Annotated in this window: 15 protein-coding genes; 8 read left to right on the plus strand and 7 right to left on the minus strand. The window is 69.3% G+C overall.

The features are described 5' to 3' along the window. Entirely contained in the window at nucleotides 1–639 is a 639-nt protein-coding gene (gene nth / locus QTI33_RS02950) for an endonuclease III (protein ID WP_286504256.1), read from the minus strand. Nucleotides 640–702: 63 nt separating this feature from the next. Here nth and QTI33_RS02955 point away from each other — a divergent pair, with 63 nt between their 5' ends. After that, the gene (locus QTI33_RS02955) at nucleotides 703–1890 is read left to right on the plus strand and encodes an aminotransferase-like domain-containing protein (protein ID WP_286504257.1); all 1188 of its coding nucleotides are present in this window, start codon (nucleotides 703–705) and stop codon (nucleotides 1888–1890) included. Between the two features lie 136 nt (nucleotides 1891–2026). Beyond that, nucleotides 2027–4279: a PhoX family protein gene (locus QTI33_RS02960; protein ID WP_286504258.1), complete on the plus strand. Its 2253-nt coding sequence runs from the start codon at nucleotides 2027–2029 to the stop codon at nucleotides 4277–4279. 18 nt (nucleotides 4280–4297) lie between these two features. Here the strand turns inward: QTI33_RS02960 and QTI33_RS02965 are convergent, their stop codons facing one another. The 3 genes from QTI33_RS02965 to mfd are packed head-to-tail and all read right to left on the minus strand — an operon-like array spanning nucleotide 4298 to nucleotide 9730. Continuing rightward, entirely contained in the window at nucleotides 4298–5539 is a 1242-nt protein-coding gene (locus QTI33_RS02965; RefSeq protein WP_286504259.1) for a cystathionine gamma-synthase family protein, read from the minus strand. Between the two features lie 4 nt (nucleotides 5540–5543). Continuing rightward, a complete protein-coding gene (serB, locus tag QTI33_RS02970) occupies nucleotides 5544–6248 on the minus strand; it encodes a phosphoserine phosphatase SerB (RefSeq protein ID WP_286504260.1) in 705 nt (234 codons plus the stop codon). Next, complete coding sequence (gene mfd, locus QTI33_RS02975; protein ID WP_286504261.1) at nucleotides 6245–9730, minus strand: transcription-repair coupling factor; 3486 nt, start codon at nucleotides 9728–9730, stop codon at nucleotides 6245–6247. Before mfd ends, serB begins: the two co-directional genes overlap by 4 nt. Nucleotides 9731–9836: 106 nt before the next feature. On the opposite strand from mfd, the gene ispD reads away from it, so the two are divergent. The 3 genes from ispD to QTI33_RS02990 all read left to right on the plus strand — a co-directional run bounded on the left by ispD (nucleotide 9837) and on the right by QTI33_RS02990 (nucleotide 11853). Further along, nucleotides 9837–10547 (plus strand): 2-C-methyl-D-erythritol 4-phosphate cytidylyltransferase, encoded by a 711-nt coding sequence (gene ispD / locus QTI33_RS02980; RefSeq protein ID WP_286504262.1) that lies wholly within the window; start codon nucleotides 9837–9839, stop codon nucleotides 10545–10547. Further along, nucleotides 10544–11050 carry a 2-C-methyl-D-erythritol 2,4-cyclodiphosphate synthase gene (ispF, locus tag QTI33_RS02985; RefSeq protein ID WP_286504263.1) on the plus strand — a complete coding sequence of 169 codons (507 nt, stop codon included), beginning with the start codon at nucleotides 10544–10546 and terminating at the stop codon, nucleotides 11048–11050. The genes ispD and ispF overlap by 4 nt, the downstream gene beginning before the upstream one ends. Nucleotides 11051–11193: 143 nt before the next feature. After that, nucleotides 11194–11853 (plus strand): hemerythrin domain-containing protein, encoded by a 660-nt coding sequence (locus QTI33_RS02990; RefSeq protein ID WP_286504264.1) that lies wholly within the window; start codon nucleotides 11194–11196, stop codon nucleotides 11851–11853. Here QTI33_RS02990 and QTI33_RS02995 read toward each other — a convergent pair. Both QTI33_RS02995 and ompR read right to left on the minus strand, forming a co-directional pair. Further along, complete coding sequence (locus tag QTI33_RS02995) at nucleotides 11850–13349, minus strand: sensor histidine kinase family protein (protein WP_444814796.1); 1500 nt, start codon at nucleotides 13347–13349, stop codon at nucleotides 11850–11852. The genes QTI33_RS02990 and QTI33_RS02995 overlap by 4 nt on opposite strands. 13 nt (nucleotides 13350–13362) lie before the next feature. Continuing rightward, entirely contained in the window at nucleotides 13363–14094 is a 732-nt protein-coding gene (ompR, locus tag QTI33_RS03000) for an osmolarity response regulator transcription factor OmpR (RefSeq protein WP_028250078.1), read from the minus strand. Nucleotides 14095–14266: 172 nt separating this feature from the next. Here ompR and QTI33_RS03005 point away from each other — a divergent pair, with 172 nt between their 5' ends. Both QTI33_RS03005 and QTI33_RS03010 read left to right on the plus strand, forming a co-directional pair. Continuing rightward, entirely contained in the window at nucleotides 14267–14563 is a 297-nt protein-coding gene (locus tag QTI33_RS03005) for a hypothetical protein (RefSeq protein WP_286504265.1), read from the plus strand. A 66-nt stretch (nucleotides 14564–14629) separates the two neighbouring features. Next, nucleotides 14630–15319, plus strand: coding sequence for an SIMPL domain-containing protein (locus QTI33_RS03010; RefSeq protein ID WP_444814806.1), 690 nt, complete (start codon nucleotides 14630–14632; stop codon nucleotides 15317–15319). A gap of 3 nt (nucleotides 15320–15322) precedes the next feature. Here the strand turns inward: QTI33_RS03010 and QTI33_RS03015 are convergent, their stop codons facing one another. Further along, complete coding sequence (locus tag QTI33_RS03015; RefSeq protein WP_286504266.1) at nucleotides 15323–16093, minus strand: 3-hydroxybutyrate dehydrogenase; 771 nt, start codon at nucleotides 16091–16093, stop codon at nucleotides 15323–15325. Between the two features lie 252 nt (nucleotides 16094–16345). Between QTI33_RS03015 and QTI33_RS03020 the strand changes: the two genes are divergently transcribed. Further along, nucleotides 16346–18487: a RelA/SpoT family protein gene (locus QTI33_RS03020; protein WP_286504540.1), complete on the plus strand. Its 2142-nt coding sequence runs from the start codon at nucleotides 16346–16348 to the stop codon at nucleotides 18485–18487. Nucleotides 18488–18520: the final 33 nt, after the last annotated feature.

The following is an 18520-nucleotide window of genomic DNA, read 5'->3' on the forward strand; positions in this document are numbered from 1 at the left end:
TCAGGGGGCTGGCGTCTTGGGCTTGTAGTCGCAGTAGGGTGACACGGCGCACTGCCAGCACAGCGGCTTGCGCGCCACGCAGGTGTAGCGCCCGTGCAGGATCAGCCAGTGGTGGGCGTGCAGCCGGTAGGGCTCGGGCACCCGCTTCTCGAGCTTGAGTTCGACCTCGAGCGGCGTCTTGCCGGGCGCCAGCCCGGTGCGGTTGCCGACCCGGAAGATGTGGGTGTCGACGGCCATGGTCGGCTCGCCGAAAGCGACGTTGAGCACCACGTTGGCGGTCTTGCGGCCGACTCCGGGCAGGGCTTCGAGCTCGGGTCGCGTGCGCGGCACTTCGCCTCCGTGCAGTTCGACCAGCATCCGGCAGGCCTCGACCAGGTGCTTGGCCTTGCTGCGGTACAGGCCGATGGTCTTGATGTAGCCCTCGAGCCCCTCGACGCCCAGGTCCAGGATCGCCTGCGGCGTGTTGGCGACCGGAAACAGCAGGCGGGTGGCCTTGTTGACCCCGACGTCGGTGGCCTGGGCGGACAGCAGCACGGCGGCCAGCAACTCGAAGGGCGTGTCGTATTCGAGTTCCGTCTCGGGGCTCGGATTGGCCGCCTGCAAGGTGGCGAAGAACGGCTCTATGTCGGTTTTCTTCATCGTGGCGGGGAGTTTAGGGGGCTGCGACAATCGCAGGCTGCAACTCCTCCCAAGAAGGCTCTCATGCAATTCGCTTCCCGCCTCGACAACGTCGAAACCTCCGCCATCCGCGAACTCTTCAAGCTGCTGGGCACGCCCGGCATCATCAGCTTTGCGGGCGGCTTTCCGGACAGCGCGATGTTCGACGTCGAAGGGCTGAAGGAGGCCAGCGCCAAGGCGCTCGCCGAAGAGCCGGGCGGGGCCCTGCAGTATGGCGCCACCGAGGGCTACGAGCCGCTGCGCACGCAGCTCTCGGCCTTCATGAAGACCAAGGGCGTCGAGGTCGACCCGAGCGGCCTGATCGTGACCACCGGCAGCCAGCAGGCGCTCGACCTGCTCGGCAAGACGCTGATCTCGCCCGGCGACAAGGTGATCGTCGAAGGCCCCACCTTCCTGGCGACGATCCAGTGCTTCCGCCTCTACGGCGCGCAGCTCATCAGCGCGCCGGTCGACGCCGACGGCGTGCGCACCGACGAGCTCGAGAAGCTGATCGCCGAACACAAGCCGAAGTTCGTCTACCTGATCCCCACCTTCGGCAATCCCAGCGGCGCGATGCTGAGCCTGGAGCGCCGCCGCAAGGTGCTCGAGATGGCGGTGCGCTACCAGACGCTGATCGTCGAGGACGACCCCTATGGCGACCTCTACTTCGACCAGGCGCCGCCGCCCTCGATCATGTCGCTGACCCAGGACGTCCCGGGCAGCCGCGCGCTGGTGGCACATTGCGGCAGCCTCAGCAAGGTGCTGAGCCCCGGCCTGCGCATCGGCTGGATGATCGGCCCGGCCGAGCTGCTCGCCAAGGCGACCATGTGCAAGCAGTTCAGCGACGCCCACACCAGCACCTTCGCCCAGGCGACCGCCGCGCAGTACCTCAAGAGCGGCCGGATGCCGGCCACGCTGGCCAACGTGCGCAAGGTCTACGCAGAGCGCGCGCTGGCGATGGGCGAGGCGCTGCAGCGCGAACTGGGCGACGCCATCACCTTCACGCAGCCGGGCGGCGGCCTGTTCTTCTGGGCCCGCCTGACCGGTGCCGGCGGCAAGGTCGCGGACGCCAACGTGCTGGCCAAGCGGGCGATCGAGAAACTCGTGGCCTTCGTGCCGGGCGCGCCCTTTTTCGCCGAGAAGCCGGATGTGGCCACGCTGCGCCTGAGTTTCGCGACCGCCAATGTGGAGAAGATCCGCGAAGGCATCGCGCGGCTCGGCGCTGCGCTGTAGACCTTCGCGCGCTTCGGCACGGGCCAAGGCGCCGTCACGTCACTGACACATCGCTTTCGTCTCCGCGTCATCTGTCGTGGCTACCTTCATGGGTTGATATCCAGAACGTCAATCCGATGAAAGAAGTACACACCGAATGACCGCGAAAAACCCGTCCGAAGTCCCGTCGATCGACCTGGACGATATCGGCTACAACAAGACCTCGAATCCTTCCTTCAGCGATCTGGTCGAGGCCCGCCTGAGCCGCCGCAACCTGTTCGGACTCGGCGTCGGCAGTGCCAGCGTGGCGCTGTTGCAGGCCTGTGGCGGCGGCGGCAGCAATGGCTTCATTCCTGTCGCCGCCTCGGCACCGGCTCCGGCCCCGGCACCCGCGCCGGCACCCGCGCCCGCCCCGGCTGCCGCCAAGCTCGGTTTCACCGCCGTGCCGAAAAGCCTGGACGATGTGGTCTCGGTGCCCGCCGGCTACACGGCCAGCGTGCTGTACCGTCTCGGCGACCCGATCGCCACCGGCGTGCCGGCCTACCTCAACGACGGCACCGATGCGCCCGCCAGCTATGACCGTCGGGCCGGCGACCACCACGACGGCATGACCTTCTTCGGCATCGACGCCTCGAACAAGTGGGACCCGGCCGCCGCGGCCCGCGGCCTGCTCGCGATGAACCACGAAGCCATCACGGCGCTGTTCCTGCATCCCACCGGCCAGACCATCGTCGGCACCGGCAACGCTGCCGTGCGCAGCGTCGCTGCAGAGGTGCAACGCGAATTCTTCGTCCATGGCGTGAGCGTGATCGAAGTCGCCAAGAGCGGCACCGCCTGGAACTACAAGCAGGACTCGGGCTTCAACCGCCGCGTCCACACGCTGACCGAGATGCAGTTCTCCGGCCCGGCGGCAAGGACCGACTACCTGAAGACCAAGTTCTCGAGCGACGGCAGCACGACCCGCGGCACGGTCAACAACTGCGCCAACGGCACCACGCCGTGGGGCACCTACCTCACTTGCGAGGAAAACTGGGCGGGCTACTTCCGCCGCATCGCGGCCACCGACAACCCCAACCGCAGCGCGAAGGAGATTGCGGCCTTCGGACGCTACGGCGTCGCCGGCACCGGCCGCGAGCTCTGGGCCACCGTCACGCCCGACACCAGCGACAACCTCTATGGCCGCTGGAACACGGAGGTGGTCAGCGGCGCGGCCAGCGCCGTGGACGACTACCGCAACGGCGCCAACACCTATGGCTGGGTGGTGGAGATCGACCCCTTCACGCCCGCCAGCACGCCGAAGAAGCGCACCGCGCTGGGCCGTTTCGGCCACGAGGGCGCCTGCCTCGGCCCGGTCGTGGTCGGCAAGCCGCTGGTCTGGTACATGGGCGACGACGCGCAGAACGAGTACATCTACAAGTTCGTCTCGACCAAGGCGTGGAACGCGGCCGACATCAACGGCGGCATCGCCGCCGGCGACAAGTACATGGACGACGGCAAGCTCTACGTCGCGCGCTTCAACGCCGACGGCACGGGCAACTGGCTCGAACTCGCGCTGGGCGTCAACGGCATCACGGCCGGCAACCCGGCGTACGCCTTCGCCGATGCCGCGGACGTGCTGATCAACGTTCGTCTCGCGGCGGACGCGGCGGGCGCGACCAAGATGGACCGGCCGGAGTGGACCGCCGTCAATCCGAAGAACGGCGAGGTGTACGTGACCCTCACCAACAACACGGCGCGACCCGTCGGTGGCACCGATGCCGCCAACCCGCGCTCGTACAACGATCCCAAGGGCCCGACCCAGACCGCGCAGAAGGGCAATCCGAACGGCCACGTCGTGCGCTTCGCGGATGCCGGCGGCAACCCGGCCGCGACGACCTTCAAGTGGGACGTCTATCTGTTCGGCGCTCGCTCCACGGCATCGGCCGACGTCAACCTGTCGAGCCTGGTTGCAGACAACGACTTCTCGAGCCCGGACGGCATGTGGTTCAGCTCGGCGACCGCCGGGCTGCTCTGGCTCGAGACCGACGACAGCAAGTACACCGACGTGACCAACTGCATGATGCTGGCCGCCCTGCCGGGCCAGGTCGGCGATGGCGGCGCGAAGACGATCACCAACGTCGACGGCGCGACCAGTGCCACGCAGGCGACCCTGGTCGGCAAAGCGCCGGGCACGGACGGCCTGCGCCGCTTCCTCGTGGGGCCGAAGGATTGCGAGATCACCGGCATTGCCGAGTCCGGCGACGGCCGCGCGCTGTTCGTGAACATCCAGCACCCGGGCGAGACCACGCCGGCCGCCAACATCGGCGACCCCAGCAAGTTCGGCAGTCACTGGCCCGGGGGCGGCACGGCGCGTCCGCGCTCGGCGACGGTGGTGATCACCCGGGACGATGGCGGCCTGATCGGGCTCTGACGCGAAGCGGTCCCGGGGTCAGGCGATGGCCTGCGCGAAGTCGGCGATGAGCTCATCGGCGGCTTCGAGCCCGACCGAAACCCGGACCAGCCCGTCGGCGATCCCCATCTCGGCGCGCACCACGGGCCCCGCTTCCCAGTAGATCGTCGGCGCCACCGGGATCACCAGCGTCCGGTTGTCGCCCAGGCCGGTGGCCTTGATGGCCAGTTGCAGGCGGTCGAGCGCGGCCGGCATGCGCGCGTTGTCGCGCAGTTCGAAGGCCAGCAGCCATGAGCCGGCCCGGAACAGCTTCAGGGCCAGCGCATGTTGCGGATGGCTTTCGAGCATCGGGTAGTGCACCTTGGCGACCGCCGGATGGGCTTCGAGAAAGCGCGCCAGCGCCAGTGCCGTCGCGCTGGTCTGCGCCACCCGCAGCGCCAGCGTCTCGGCACCCAGGCTGATGCGGTGGGCCTGCTCGGGCGCCAAGGTGCCGCCCATGTCGCGCAGCCCCTTCTTGCGGATCTGCTGCAGTCCCCATTGCCGGGGGTCGAGCCCGCGGTAGCTGGCGGCGATGTTGGGATAGGTGCCCCAGTCGAATTCGCCGGTGTCGGTGACCGCGCCGCCCAGCGCCGCGCCGTGGCCGGCGATGGTCTTGGTCAGCGAGTTCACGACCAGCCCGGCGCCGACGCTGCGCGGCCGGAAGAGGGCGGGGGAGGTGATCGTGTTGTCCACCACGTAGAGCAGTCCGCGCTCGCGGCACAGGGCGCCGATCGCCTCGAGGTCGGGGACCTGGGTGCCGGGGTTGGCGATGGTCTCGACGAACACCATGCGCGTCTGCGGCCGCAGGGCGTCGCGCACGCGGTCGACCGAGCCCGCATCGACCTTGTCGACCGCCACGCCCAGCCCGGCCAGCGTGCCGAACAGGCTGTTGGTGTTGCCGAAGACGAAATGGCTGGAGACGACGTGGTCGCCGGCGCGCAGCAAGGTGAGGAAGAGCGCGCTCAGCGCCGCCATGCCGCTGGCGAAGCAGATGCTGCCGAGGCCCTGCTCGAGCTGCGTCACCTTGGCTTCGAGCGCCGCCGTGGTCGGCGTGCCCTGACGGGCATAGCTGAAGCTGTTCTTGAGCGTGCCCTGGAAGACGCCGATCAGGTCCTCGGTGCGCTCGTAGCCGTACTGCACCGAGGTGTGGATCGGCTTGTGGATCGCGCCGTGCTCGACGCCGCCGCGGCGATCGCCGTGCAAGGTCGCGGAGGCGGGCGGCGGGCGCTGCTCGTCGGCCATGGGCTCACCGCAGCACTTCGAGCAGGCGGTCGAGGCCGCCCTCGTTGATCGCCACCATCGCCTGCTCGCGCACCAACGGCTTCGCGTGGAAGGCCACCGAGAGGCCGGCTTCGCCCATCATCGGCAGGTCGTTGGCGCCGTCGCCGACGGCGATCGCCTCGGCCGCGGAGATGCCCAGCAGCGAGGCCACCTCGAGCAGCGTGCGGCGCTTCTCGGCGCCATCGCAGATGTCGCCCCAGGGCTGCTGCACGACCTGGCCCGTGAGCAGGCCGTCGGCTTCGTCGAGCAGGTTGGATCGCGCGAAATCGATGCCGAGGCGATCCTTCACCCGGTTGGCGAAGAAGGTGAAGCCGCCCGACACCAGCAGCACCTTGAGCCCCGCAGCCTTGCAGGCCGCGACCAGTTGCCCGGCCCCCGGGTTGAGCTGCAGGCGCTGGTCGTAGACCTGCTGCAGGGCGGCCACCGGAACGCCCTTGAGCAGCGCGACGCGGCGCCGCAGGCTGTCCTTGAAGTCCTTGATCTCGCCGCGCATCGTGGCCTCGGTGATGGCCGCGACCTCGGCCTTCTTGCCCACCGCATCGGCGATCTCGTCGATGCATTCGATGTTGATCAGGGTCGAATCCATGTCGAACGCGATCAGCTTGAAATCGGCGAGCGCGAGCGGCGGCGTGAAGCGCTGCACGACGAGGCCGGGGGAGAGTTCTTTCATGCCGGTGTCGGCTCCTGTACTTTGGGTTGGCCCAGGCTGCGCAAGACGTCGCGCACCATCTGCGCGCGCTCCTTGGGCTCCTTCAGCTCGCGCTCGATGCGCAGCTTTTCGTTGCCCGCGAGCTTGATGTGCTTGTTCTTCTGGATCAGGTGGATGATGTTCATCGAATCGATCGGCGGGTCCTTCTTGAAGGTGATGTGGATCACCCCCGGCGCGGCATCGACCTTGATCACGCCGTAGGGCCGCGCCAGCACCCGCAGCCGGTGCACGTCGATCAAGGTCTGCGCCTGCGGCGGCAGCTTGCCGAAGCGGTCGACGATCTCTTCGAGCAGGGTGTCGATCTGGTCCGGCGTCTTGGCGGTCGCCAGCTTCTTGTAGAAGGACAGCCGCAGGTGCACGTCGCCGCAGTAGTCGTCGGGCAGCAGGGCCGGCGCGTGCAGGTTGATCTCGGTCGTGACCGACAGCGGCGCCAGCAGGTCGGGCTCCTGCCCGGCCTTGAGCGAGCGCACCGCCTCGGCCAGCATCTCGTTGTAGAGCTGGAAGCCGATCTCCATCATGTTGCCGCTCTGGTTCTCGCCCAGCACCTCGCCGGCGCCGCGGATCTCCAGGTCGTGCATCGCGAGGTAGAACCCGGAGCCCAGCTCTTCCATCTGCTGGATGGCGTCGAGCCGCTGCGCCGCCTGCTTGGTCAGGCCCTCGATGTCCGGCACCATCAGGTACGCATAGGCCTGGTGGTGGCTGCGGCCGACCCGGCCGCGCAACTGGTGCAGCTGCGCCAGGCCGAACTTGTCGGCCCGGCTCATCACGATGGTGTTGGCGGTCGGCACGTCGATGCCGGTCTCGATGATGGTCGAGCACAGGAGCAGGTTGTAGCGCTGGGCCACGAAGTCACGCATCACGCGCTCGAGTTCGCGCTCGGGCATCTGGCCGTGGGCCACGGCGATGCGCGCCTCGGGCAGGATCTGCTCGAGCTTCTGGCGCCGGTTCTCGATCGTCTCGACCTCGTTGTGCAGGAAGTAGACCTGGCCGCCGCGCTTGAGTTCGCGCAGCACGGCTTCCCGGATCACGCCGGTGCCCTCGTTGCGGACGAAGGTCTTGATCGCCAGCCGCCGCTGCGGCGCGGTGGCGATCACGCTCAGGTCGCGCAGGCCTTCGAGCGCCATGCCCAGCGTGCGGGGGATCGGCGTGGCGGTCAAGGTCAGCACGTCGACCTCGGCCCGCATCGCCTTCATCGCCTCCTTGTGGCGCACGCCGAAGCGGTGCTCCTCGTCGATGATCAGGAGGCCCAGGTTCTTGAACTTGACCGACTGCGACAGCAGCTTGTGCGTGCCCACCACGATGTCCACGCTGCCGTCGTCCAGCCCCTTGGCGGCCGCCGTGATCTCCTTGGCGGAGCGGAAGCGGCTCATCTCGGCGACTTTCACCGGCCACTTGGCGAAGCGGTCGACCAGCGTCTGGTAGTGCTGTTCGGCCAGCAGGGTGGTCGGCGCCAGGAAGGCCACCTGCTTGCCGCCTGTGACGGCCACGAAAGCGGCCCGCAGCGCGACCTCGGTCTTGCCGAAGCCGACATCGCCGCAGACCAGCCGGTCCATCGGCTGGGGCGAGATCATGTCCTGGATCACGGCATGGATCGCGGCCTTCTGGTCGGCCGTCTCGTCGAAGCCGAAGTCGTTGGCGAAGACCTCGTAGTCGGCGGCCGAGAAGCGGAAGGCGTAGCCCTCGCGCGCCGCGCGCCGGGCATAGATGTTGAGCAGCTCGGCGGCGGAGTCGCGCACCTGCTCGGCGGCGCGGCGCTTGGCCTTGTCCCACTGGCCCGAGCCCAGCTTGTGCAGCGGCGCCTCGTCGGCGCTGACGCCGGTGTAGCGGCTCACCAGGTGCAGCTGCGAGACCGGCACGTAGAGCGTGGCCTTGTCGGCGTACTCCAGGTGCAGCATCTCCTGCAGCAGCGGCTTGCCCTCGGCGTCCTTGCCCTGGCCGAGGTCCATGTTGACCAGTCCGCGGTAGCGGCCGATGCCGTGGGCCGAATGCACCACCGGGTCGCCGATCGCCAGTTCGCTCAGGTCCTTGATCAGCGCCTCGACGTCGCTGACCTGTTCCTGCTTCTTGTTGCGCCGGCGGGTGGCCGGCGCGGTCGCGAAGAGCTCGGTCTCGGTGACGAAATCGATGCCCTGTTCGCGCCACGCGAAGCCGGCCACCAGGGCCGCGGTCGCGATGCCGATCTTCTCGTCGGGCTGGGCCTCGAACTCGGCCAGCGAGTCGAAGGCCGGCGGCCCGACGCCGCTGGCGCGCAGGAAGTCGAGCAGGCTCTCGCGCCGGCCGTCGCTCTCGGCGATCACGAGCACGCGGTGCGGCGTGCCCGCGATGTGCGCCTTGAGCTTGACCAGCGGATCGTCGGCGCCGCGCACCACGGCGAAGGGCGGCAGGGTGTCGAACTCGGCGTAGGGCGGCGCCTCGGCGTCGGCCTCGCCACGGATCGCCAGCTGCGCATGCGGCTTGGCCCGCTGGTAGAACTGTTCGGCGTTCAGGAACAGCGCCTCGGGCGGCAGGGCGGGCCGCTCGGGGTCGCCGCGCACCAGCCGGTAGCGCTCCGCCGTGTCCTGCCAGAAATGCTGGAAGGCCGGCTCCAGCTCGCCGTGCAGCACCACCGTGGCGTCGGGCCCCAGGTAGTCGAAGACGGTCGCGGTCTCTTCGAAGAACAGCGGCAGGTAGTACTCGATGCCGGCGGTGGCGACGCCGTTTCCCATGTCCTTGTAGATCCGGCTGCGGGTCGGATCGCCCTCGAGCAGCTCGCGCCAGCGGCTGCGAAAGCGCGCCCGGGCGTCGTCGTCCATCGGGAATTCGCGGCCCGGCAGCAGCCGCACTTCGGGCACCGGGTACAGGCTGCGCTGGGTGTCGGGGTCGAAGGTGCGGATGGAATCGATCTCGTCGTCGAACAGGTCGACCCGGAACGGCACCGGCGAGCCCATCGGGAACAGGTCGATCAGGCCGCCGCGCACCGCGTACTCGCCCGGGCTCACGACCTGCGTCACATGGGTGTAGCCGGCCAGCGTGAGCTGGGCCTTGAGCTTCGAATCCTGCAGCTTCTGCCCGCTCTTGAACTGGAAGGTATAGCCGGCGAGAAAGGCCGGCGGCGCCAGCCGGTAGAGCGCGGTGGTGGCGGGCACCAGCACCACGTCGGCCTCCTTCTGGCTGATGCGCCAGAGCGTCGCCAGCCGTTCGCTGATCAGGTCCTGGTGCGGCGAGAAGCTGTCGTAGGGCAGGGTCTCCCAGTCGGGGAACAGGGCGCAGCGCAGTTCGGGCGCGAAGAAGGCGATCTCGTCGATCAGGCGCTGGGCGTCGTTGGCGTCGGCGGTGAAGACGGCGGTGGCCCGGCCGCTCGCTTTTTCGCGTTCGGCCAGTTGCGCCAGCATCAGCGCATCGGCCGACAGCGGGGGGCGCGGCAGCGTGAATCGCTTGCCCGCGGTGAGGTGGGGTAGGTCCATGAAGTGCCCGGGAAATGCACAACACCCCGCGCCGGCCGGCGAGGGGTGTGCATGGGGTCGATTCTAGAATGGCTGTCCTTTTGCCGCTGGTCGCCCTCGCTCCCCCATGTCCGCCTCCCGCCTTTTCGTCCTGATTCCCTGCGCCGGTTCCGGCAGCCGTGCCGGCAGCGCCGGCCCCAAGCAGTACCGGCGGATCGCCGGCCGGCCGATGGTCGAGCACACGCTGGAGGCGTTTCGCGCGCTGGCCGGGACCTTTGCCGCCCTGGCGCTGGTGGTGGCGCCCGACGATGCCGACGTCGGCAGCGCGCTGCCGCGCTTTCCGGCCGCCGGCGAGCACCTGCTGCGGGTCGGCGGCGCCAGCCGCGCCGCCACCGTGCGCAACGGCCTGCGCGCGCTGCGCCAGCTCGGCGCCGGCCCGCACGACTGGGTGCTGGTGCACGATGCCGCGCGCTGCCTGGTCACGCCCAGCCAGATCGAGGCCCTGATCGCGGCCTGCGAGCATGACGCCGTCGGCGGCCTGCTGGCCCACCGGCTGGCCGACACGCTCAAGGTCGCCACGCCCGAGGGCCGGGTGGCGAGCACGCCGACCCGGGCCGACAAGTGGCTGGCCCAGACCCCGCAGATGTTCCGCATCGGGATGCTGCTCGATGCGCTGGAGCGCAGCGGCGACGCCGTGACCGACGAGGCCAGCGCGATCGAGGGCGTGGGCCTGGCGCCGCTGCTGGTGCCGGGCAGCGCGCAGAACTTCAAGCTCACCTATGCCGAGGACTTCGCGCTCGCCGAGGCGGTCCTGCAGAGCCGCCGGAGCCGCCCATGAGCGGGTTGGACATCCGCGTCGGCGAAGGCTGGGACGTCCACCAGCTGGTGGCCGGCCGCAAGCTGATCCTCGGCGGGGTCGAGGTGCCCCACGCAACGGGTCTGCTGGGCCACTCGGACGCCGACGTGCTGCTGCATGCGATCACCGACGCGCTGCTCGGTGGCGCCGGCCTCGGCGACATCGGCCGCCATTTCCCCGACACCGATCCGCAGTTCCGCGGCGCCGACTCGTCGGTGCTGCTGGCCGAGGCGGCGCGCCGCGTGCGGGCCGCCGGCTGGCAGATCGGCAATGTCGACAGCACCGTGATCGCCCAGGCGCCGAAGCTGGCGCCGCACATCCCGGCGATGTGCCAGCGCATCGCGGCGACGCTTGGCCTGGCGGTCGAGCAGGTCAACGTCAAGGCCAAGACGGCCGAGAAGCTCGGTCCGGTGGGCGAGGGCCGGGCGATGGAAGCGCGCGCCGTGGCGCTGCTGCACCGCGGGGGCGGCCCGGCGTCGACGTAGCGCCTCTGCCGCGCCGCGGCACGAAAGTCGCCGCGCCTTGACGTGGCGCAAGGCAGGCATTCGGATTTGCAGCCAGCATGGCGTGGCAACGCAGGTCCTGGCGCCATGCAGCGTGCCGCGCGCTGCATGGCAAGGAGTCCCTCATGACGCATGCCACCGTCGACATCATCCTGCGCGAACACCGGGCGCTCTCGGCCATGCTGCGGGCGATCCTCCTGCTGCTCGGCGAGCATCGGCGCCGGAACACGGTGCCCGATCTCTCCGCCTTGCAGGCCATGCTCTTCTACATCGGCGAATTTCCGGAGAAGCTGCACCACCCCAAGGAAAGCCAGCTGCTGTTCCCCCGGTTGCGCGGGCGCGACGGCCAGCTGGATGAGGTACTCGATCGCCTCGACCGCGACCATGCGAATGGCGAACGGGCGTTGCGCGAACTCGAGCACGCGCTGCTCGGCATCCAGGTCCTGAGGGAAACGACGGGGCGCAACGCCGGCTGGGAGGCGTTCGAAGCCGCCATGCGCCAGTACGTCGGCAGCTACCTCGAGCACATGCATGTCGAGGAAGCGGAGATCCTGCCGCGGGCGGAGGCCGCGCTCGGCGAGGCCGACTGGGCCGAGCTCGATGCCGCTTTCAGCGCCAACCGCGACCCGCTGACCGGCTGCGAGGCCGACGAGGCCTACCGGCCGCTCTTCAGGAAGATCGTCAGCGCGCTGGAGAAGTCGGGCGGCGTCGGCTCGGCGCTCGAGGCCTTCGCCGGCGCCTCGCAGCCGAAGTTCGCCGACCATCGCCCGGACGGGCGACACTAGGCCTTGCTGGCCGGTCCCGCCGCGGGCACCGGCTTGTCCTTGGCCGCCAGGGGATCGATCTTGATCGACGCCGCGCGCGGCATCCGGATGTGGGCCGCCAGCCCGCGCCCCGGCGTGCTGGTGAGCGCGAAGGTGCCGCCCATGCGCTCGATGTTCTTGGTCACGATCGACAGCCCCAGCCCGGCCCCGGCGGCCGAGGTGCGGGCCACGTCGCCGCGGAAGAAGGGCTTGCTGAGCTGCGACAGCATCGAGGCCGCCACCCCGGCCCCGTGGTCGCGCACCTTGATCAGCACCGCGTCGTTGTGGGCCTGGGCCTGGATCGTGATGTCGGCCACCCCGGTGGAGGGTGTCTTGCCGTAGCGGCGCGCGTTCTCCACCAGGTTGGAGATCACCCGCTGCAGCTCGACCTCGTCGGCCATCACCCGCAGGTCGGCCGGCACGTCGACCGTGATCTTGATGTCCTCGTGGTCCTGGACCGCGTAGGTGCAGGCGTCGATCACGTCGCGCAGCAGCACCGGGCGGAAGTCGACGTGGTCGGGCCGCGCGTAGTCGAGGAACTTGTCGATGATGGCGTCGAGCTGGGCGATGTCCGCCGCCATGTGGTCGCGCGCATCCTCGTCGGCCACGCTCATCTCGGTTTCCAGGCGCAGCCGCGCCAGCGGCGTGCGCAGGTCGTGCGAGATGCCGGCCAGCATCACGGCGCGGTCCTGCTCGATCTTGGCCAGCTGGTCGGCCATCCGGTTGAAGCCCACGTTGACTGCCCGGATCTCGTTGGTGCGGGCCCGCTCGTCCAGCCGGTGGGCCTCGTACTCGCCCTCGCGCACCTGCAGCGTGGCCTGCGACAGCTGCTTCAAGGGCCGGTTGATCAGCCGCGTGATCAGCGCCGCGCCGGCCAGCGACAGCGCCATCGTGGTGGCCAGCCAGATCATCCAGGTGCGCCGGTCGAGGCGGCTGAAGCGGGTCGGGTCGACCAGCAGCCAGTAGGTGTCGCTCTCGATCGTGAAGCCGACCCACAGGCCCGGCTCGTCGTTGACCCGGCTAGCGACCGTCGTGCCTTCGCCCAGTCGCGCGATCAGTTCCTCGGTCACGCGCTGGTCGAGCGCGCCGCTGGTGTAGGGCAGGAAGCGGTCGCCCGGCTCGCGCGGGAGGATGCGCACGCCCTCCTGGTCGGCCAGCGTCTTGATCAAGGAGACCCGGGTGATGGCATCGGAATAGACCAGCGCCGCCCGCGTCAGGTTGACCAGCGAGGCGATCTGGTGGGCGGTCTGGATGGCGCGCGGCTCGTATTCGAGCGCCCGGAAGGTCTGCAGCCAGGCCACCGTGCAGCCGACCAGCAGCAGCACCAGCAGGAAGAAGGTGCGCCAGAAGAGGCTGAGGCCCAGGTGCAGCCGCTTCCGGCGGCGGCGCGCGCCGATGCTTCCCAGCGGGCTCGGCAGCGTGCCCTGGGTGCTGTCCTCGAGCGGGCTGGGCTGGGTGGTCTGGGGCCCGATAGCCACGTCCGTCAGCGCTTCAGGTCGTGCCGTCCGGCACGAACACGTAGCCGACGCCCCAGACGGTCTGGATGTAGCGCGGCGCCGCGGCGTCGGACTCGACCAGCTTGCGCAGGCGCGAGATCTGCACGTCCAGGCTGCGGTCGAAGGGCTCGAACTCGCGCCCGCGTGCCAGTTGGGCCAGCTTCTCGCGCGACAGCGGCTGCCGCGGATGGCGCACCAGCGCCTTCAGCATCGCGAACTCGCCGGTGGTCAGCGACAGCTCCTCGCCGTCCTTCTTGAGCGTGCGCGAGCCGAGGTCGAAGCTGAAGGGGCCGAAATTGACGGTCTCGTTGTCGGTCGACGGCGCGCCGGGCGCCTCCAGCGGCGGCCGGCGGCGCAGCACCGCGTGGACCCGGGCCAGCAGTTCGCGCGGGTTGAAGGGCTTGCCGAGGTAGTCGTCGGCGCCGACCTCGAGGCCGACGATGCGGTCGACGTCCTCGCCCTTGGCCGTCAGCATGATGATCGGAGTGCGGTCGTTGGCCGCCCGCAGGCGGCGGCACACCGAGAGGCCGTCTTCGCCCGGCATCATCAGGTCGAGCACGATCAGGTCGACCGTGTCGCGCAGCAGGATGCGGTTGAGCGCCTTGCCGTCTTCGGCCACGATGACCTCGAAACCTTCCTGGGTCAGGTAGCGGCGGAGCAGGTCGCGGATGCGCGCGTCGTCGTCGACGATCACGATCTTGTCTGTGCGAGCGGGGGCTTGATTCATTTTCACAACGCCGAATTTGTAACAACGCCAATTCTGAAGCCGTTGTGGGCTCATTGGCCCGCTTTGGGGTAGGTGTTGACACTAAGTTACAAAACTTGCGGCCGCTAGCGGGTGGGACGTCTGCACCTTGCAAGGCGATGGCACAGTGACCTTGTCGTCACAATTTGCCGCCATGAAATCCAAGCTTGTCATGTTGTCGTTGATGGTTGCCACTTCGGGCTTGCCGGCTTGGGCCGGGCCGCCCGGCTGGCTGGCAGTGGGCGGTGCGACCGGCGGGGAAGGGCGCGGCGCCGGCGCCGGCCGACGCCTGACGCCCGCCGAGCTGGCCCAGTTGAGGCAGCAGGTGCGCCAGCAATGGGCGCCGTCCCAAAGCATGGCGCAGTCGGCCGGAGCGCCGGCGGGCGGGCGCATGATGCCGGACGCGCCGGCCCCGGGCGCGTTGACCGCTCCGCGCAACCAGCGGCCTTGAGCCGCGGCCCGCGTGGGGCCTCTTTTGTTTTTCCAAGGAATTGCCGACTTGAACAATCTCAAATGGATGGCGGCCTGTGCCGTCTGGATGGCTGCCGGCGTTGCCGCGGCCCAGACCGTGTCGATCGCACCGCCGCAGAACGTGCTCCAGCTGTCCGCCAACTCGACGGTGGAGGTCCAGCAGGACTTGCTCACGATGACGCTCAGCACCACCCGCGAAGCCGCCGATGCAGCGACCGTCCAGACGCAGTTGCGCACCGCGCTCGATGCCGCGCTGGTCGAGGCACGCAAGGGCGCCCAGCCGGGCCAGCTTGACGTCCGCACGGGCAACTTCAACCTGGCGCCGCGCTTCAACCGCGAAGGCAAGATGACCGGCTGGCGCGGCGCTGCGTCGCTGGTGCTCGAAGGGCGCGACTTCCCGCGCATCACCCAGACGGCCGGGCGCATCAGCACCCTGTCGATCGCCAACATCGGCTTCGGCCTGAGCCGCGAACAGCAGGCCAAGACCGAGACCGAGGCCCAGTCGGTGGCGATCGACAACTTCAAGCAGCGCGCCGACGAACTCGCCAAGGGCTTCGGCTTCAGCGGCTACACGCTGCGCGAAGTCTCGGTCAACGCCCATCTGGGCGGGCCGGTGCAGCCGCGCATGATGGCGATGGAGGCGATGGCCAAGGCCGCCTCCGATGCCCCGGTCCCGATCGAGGCGGGCAAGGCCAACGTGGTGGTCAACGTCTCGGGCTCGGTGCAGCTGAAGTAGGCCTTACTGCGCGGTCCAGCCGCCGTCCACCTGCCAGGCGACGCCGCGCACCTGGTCGGCGGCCGGCGAGCACATGAACACCGCCAGCCCGGCCAGTTGTTCGACCGTCGTGAACTGCAGCGAGGGCTGCTTCTCGCCCAGCAGCTCGTTCTGCGCCTGGGCCAGCGAAATCCCTTCGCGGGCCGAGCGGTCGTCGATCTGCTTCTGGACCAGCGCGGTCAGCACCCAGCCGGGGCAGATCGCGTTGCAGGTGACGCCGGTGGTGGCCGTCTCCAGCGCCACCGACTTGGTGAAGCCGACGATGCCGTGCTTGGCGGCCACGTAGGCCGACTTCTGCGCCGACGCCACCAGGCCGTGCGCCGAGGCGATGTTGATGATGCGGCCCCAGTTGGCCTCGCGCATCGCCGGCAGCGCGAGCCGGGTGGTGTGGAAGGCGCTGCTGAGGTTGATCGCGATCACCGCGTCCCAGCGTTCCACCGGGAAGTCCTCGACCTTCGCCACATGCTGGATGCCGGCGTTGTTGACGAGCACGTCGACACGGCCGAAGCGGCTGGCGGCGAACTTCATCATGTCCTCGATGTCGCCTGCGCGGCTCATGTCGGCGCCGTGATGTTCGACCTTCACGCCGAGCGCGGCGATCTCGGCCTTGGGGCCTTCCGCGTCGCCGAATCCGTTGAGGACGATGTTCGCGCCCTGGCCGGCCAGGGCTTTCGCGATGCCGAGCCCGATGCCACTGGTGGACCCCGTGACAAGCGCGGTTTTGCCTTTGAGCATGATGACAATCTCCGAATGAATTAGGATGCAACGAGCCCATTATCTTCATCGCGATTTCGCCTTTCCCTCCATGACCGTGCCCGCCCTTTCTCACGTGCCTCGTGAAGCTCGCGGGCCCGTCGGGCGGCGCTTGCTATCCGTGCGGGGCGCCCGGTGAAGCGCGAGCAATCCAACCTGCACGTGCCGGCGCCGTCGGAATCGCTGGTGGTCGACTACCCGCTGTCGGCCGCCACCGCCGATCGCACGCCGGTGATGGCCAACATGCTGGCGCGCGCGCGCGCCTTCGCCGAGCCGCTGATCGCCGACGAGACCCTGGACACCGGCGAGAACACGCTGGCGCACGCCGACGCGGTGGCCGCGATCGTGCGTGCCATGGGCGGCTCCGAGGCCATGCAGGCGGCCAGCTACCTGGTCTATTCGTGCCAGCACCTGAACCGGCCGCAAGAGGTGATCGCCAAGGTGTTCGGCGAGAACTTCGCGGCGCTGGCGGTCGAGACCACCAAGCTCGTGCACGTGCAGAAGCAGGCCCGCTCGGCCACGGCGAACGCCCAGCCGGAGGCCGCCGGCACCCAGACCGAGAACGTGCGCAAGATGCTGCTGGCGTTCTCGCGCGACCTGCGCGTCGTGATGCTGCGGCTGGCCTCGCGCCTGCAGACCTTGCGACATGCGGCGGCCAGCAAGCGGCCATTGCCCGAGAACGTGGCGCGCGAATCGCTGCAGGTGTTCGCGCCACTGGCCAACCGGCTCGGCATCTGGCAGGTCAAGTGGGAGATCGAGGACCTGTCGTTCCGCTTCCTCGAACCCGAGACCTACAAGCTGATCGCGCGCCTGCTCGACGAGAAGCGCATCGAGCGCGAAGGCTATGTCGAGCAGCTGCGTGCGCGCCTCGAGCGCGACCTGGCGGCCGAGGGCGTCAAGGCCACGGTGCAGGGCCGGCCCAAGAACATCTACAGCATCGTCAAGAAGATGCGCGGCAAGTCGCTCGACTTCGCGCAGGTGTTCGACATCATGGCGCTGCGCGTGGTGGTGGCCGACGTCAAGGACTGCTATGCGGCGCTGGCCTGGGTGCACTCCCACTTCCAGCCGATCGACGAGGAGTTCGACGACTACATCGCGCGGCCCAAGCCCAACGGCTACCAGTCGCTGCACACGGTGGTGCGCGAGGTCGTCGGCGGCCATGCCGGCAAGCCGATCGAGATCCAGATCCGCACCGAGCAGATGCACGACCATGCCGAGCATGGGGTGGCCGCGCACTGGGCCTACAAGGAAGCCGGCCACAAGGGCTACGCGGGCGTCTGGGCCAGCGGCGAGTACGACGCCAAGATCGCGGTGCTGCGGCAGCTGCTGGCCTGGGAGCGCGATCTCTCGGGCGGCCAGCGCGGCCAGGGCCTGTTCGACGATCGCATCTACGTGCTCACGCCCGACGCCGCCATCGTCGAGCTGCCGCAGGGCGCGACCGCGGTCGACTTCGCCTACACCGTGCACACCAGCCTCGGCCATCGCTGCCGCGGCGCGCGCGTCGACGGCGCGATGGTGCCGCTCAACACGCCGCTGCAGAACGGCCAGACGGTCGAGATCATTGCCGCCAAGGAAGGCGGGCCGTCGCGCGACTGGCTCAATGCCGACCTCGGCTACCTCGCCAGCCATCGGGCGCGCGCCAAGGTGCGCGCCTGGTTCAACGCCCAGATCACCCACGAGACCGTCGCGCGCGGCCGCGAGGCGGTCGAGAAGCTGCTGCAGCGCGAAGGCAAGACTGCACTGAGGCTCGACGACCTGGCGTCGCAGCTGGGCTTCAAGTCGGCCGACAACCTGTTCGAGGTGGTCGGCAAGGACGAGTTCTCGCTGCGCAACATCGAGATGCTGCTGCGCCCGCCCGAGCCGCCACCCGGGCCGGACGACGGCGTCATCATCAAGAAGGCGCGCGGCAGCGAGCAGTCGGGGCGCGGCGGCGTGCTGGTGGTGGGCGTCTCGTCGCTGATGACGCAGCTGGCCAAGTGCTGCAAGCCGGCGCCACCGGATGCGATCCGCGGCTTCGTCACCAAGGGCCACGGCGTCAGCGTGCACCGCGCCGATTGCAGCAACTTCCGCACGATGGCGGCGCAGAACGGCGAGCGCGTGATCGACGTCGAGTGGGGCGCGCAGAAGGGCGGCGACGCGGGCTCGGTCTACGCGGTCGACGTGGCGGTCGAGGCGGCCGACCGGCAGGGCCTGCTGCGCGACATCTCGGACGTGCTGGCGCGCGAGAAGATGAACGTGATCGGCGTGCAGACGCAGTCGGTGAAGGGCACGGCGTGGATGACCTTCACGGTCGAGATCGCCGATGTCACGCGGCTCAAGCAGGTGCTCGCGGTGGTCGCTGCGGTGCCTGGTGTGCGATCTGCGCGACGGCGCTGAAAAGTGGCTTCAGAAGCCTGCTATACTTCGGCC

The organism is Variovorax davisae (assembly GCF_030316845.1).
Lineage (GTDB): Bacteria > Pseudomonadota > Gammaproteobacteria > Burkholderiales > Burkholderiaceae_C > Variovorax > Variovorax davisae.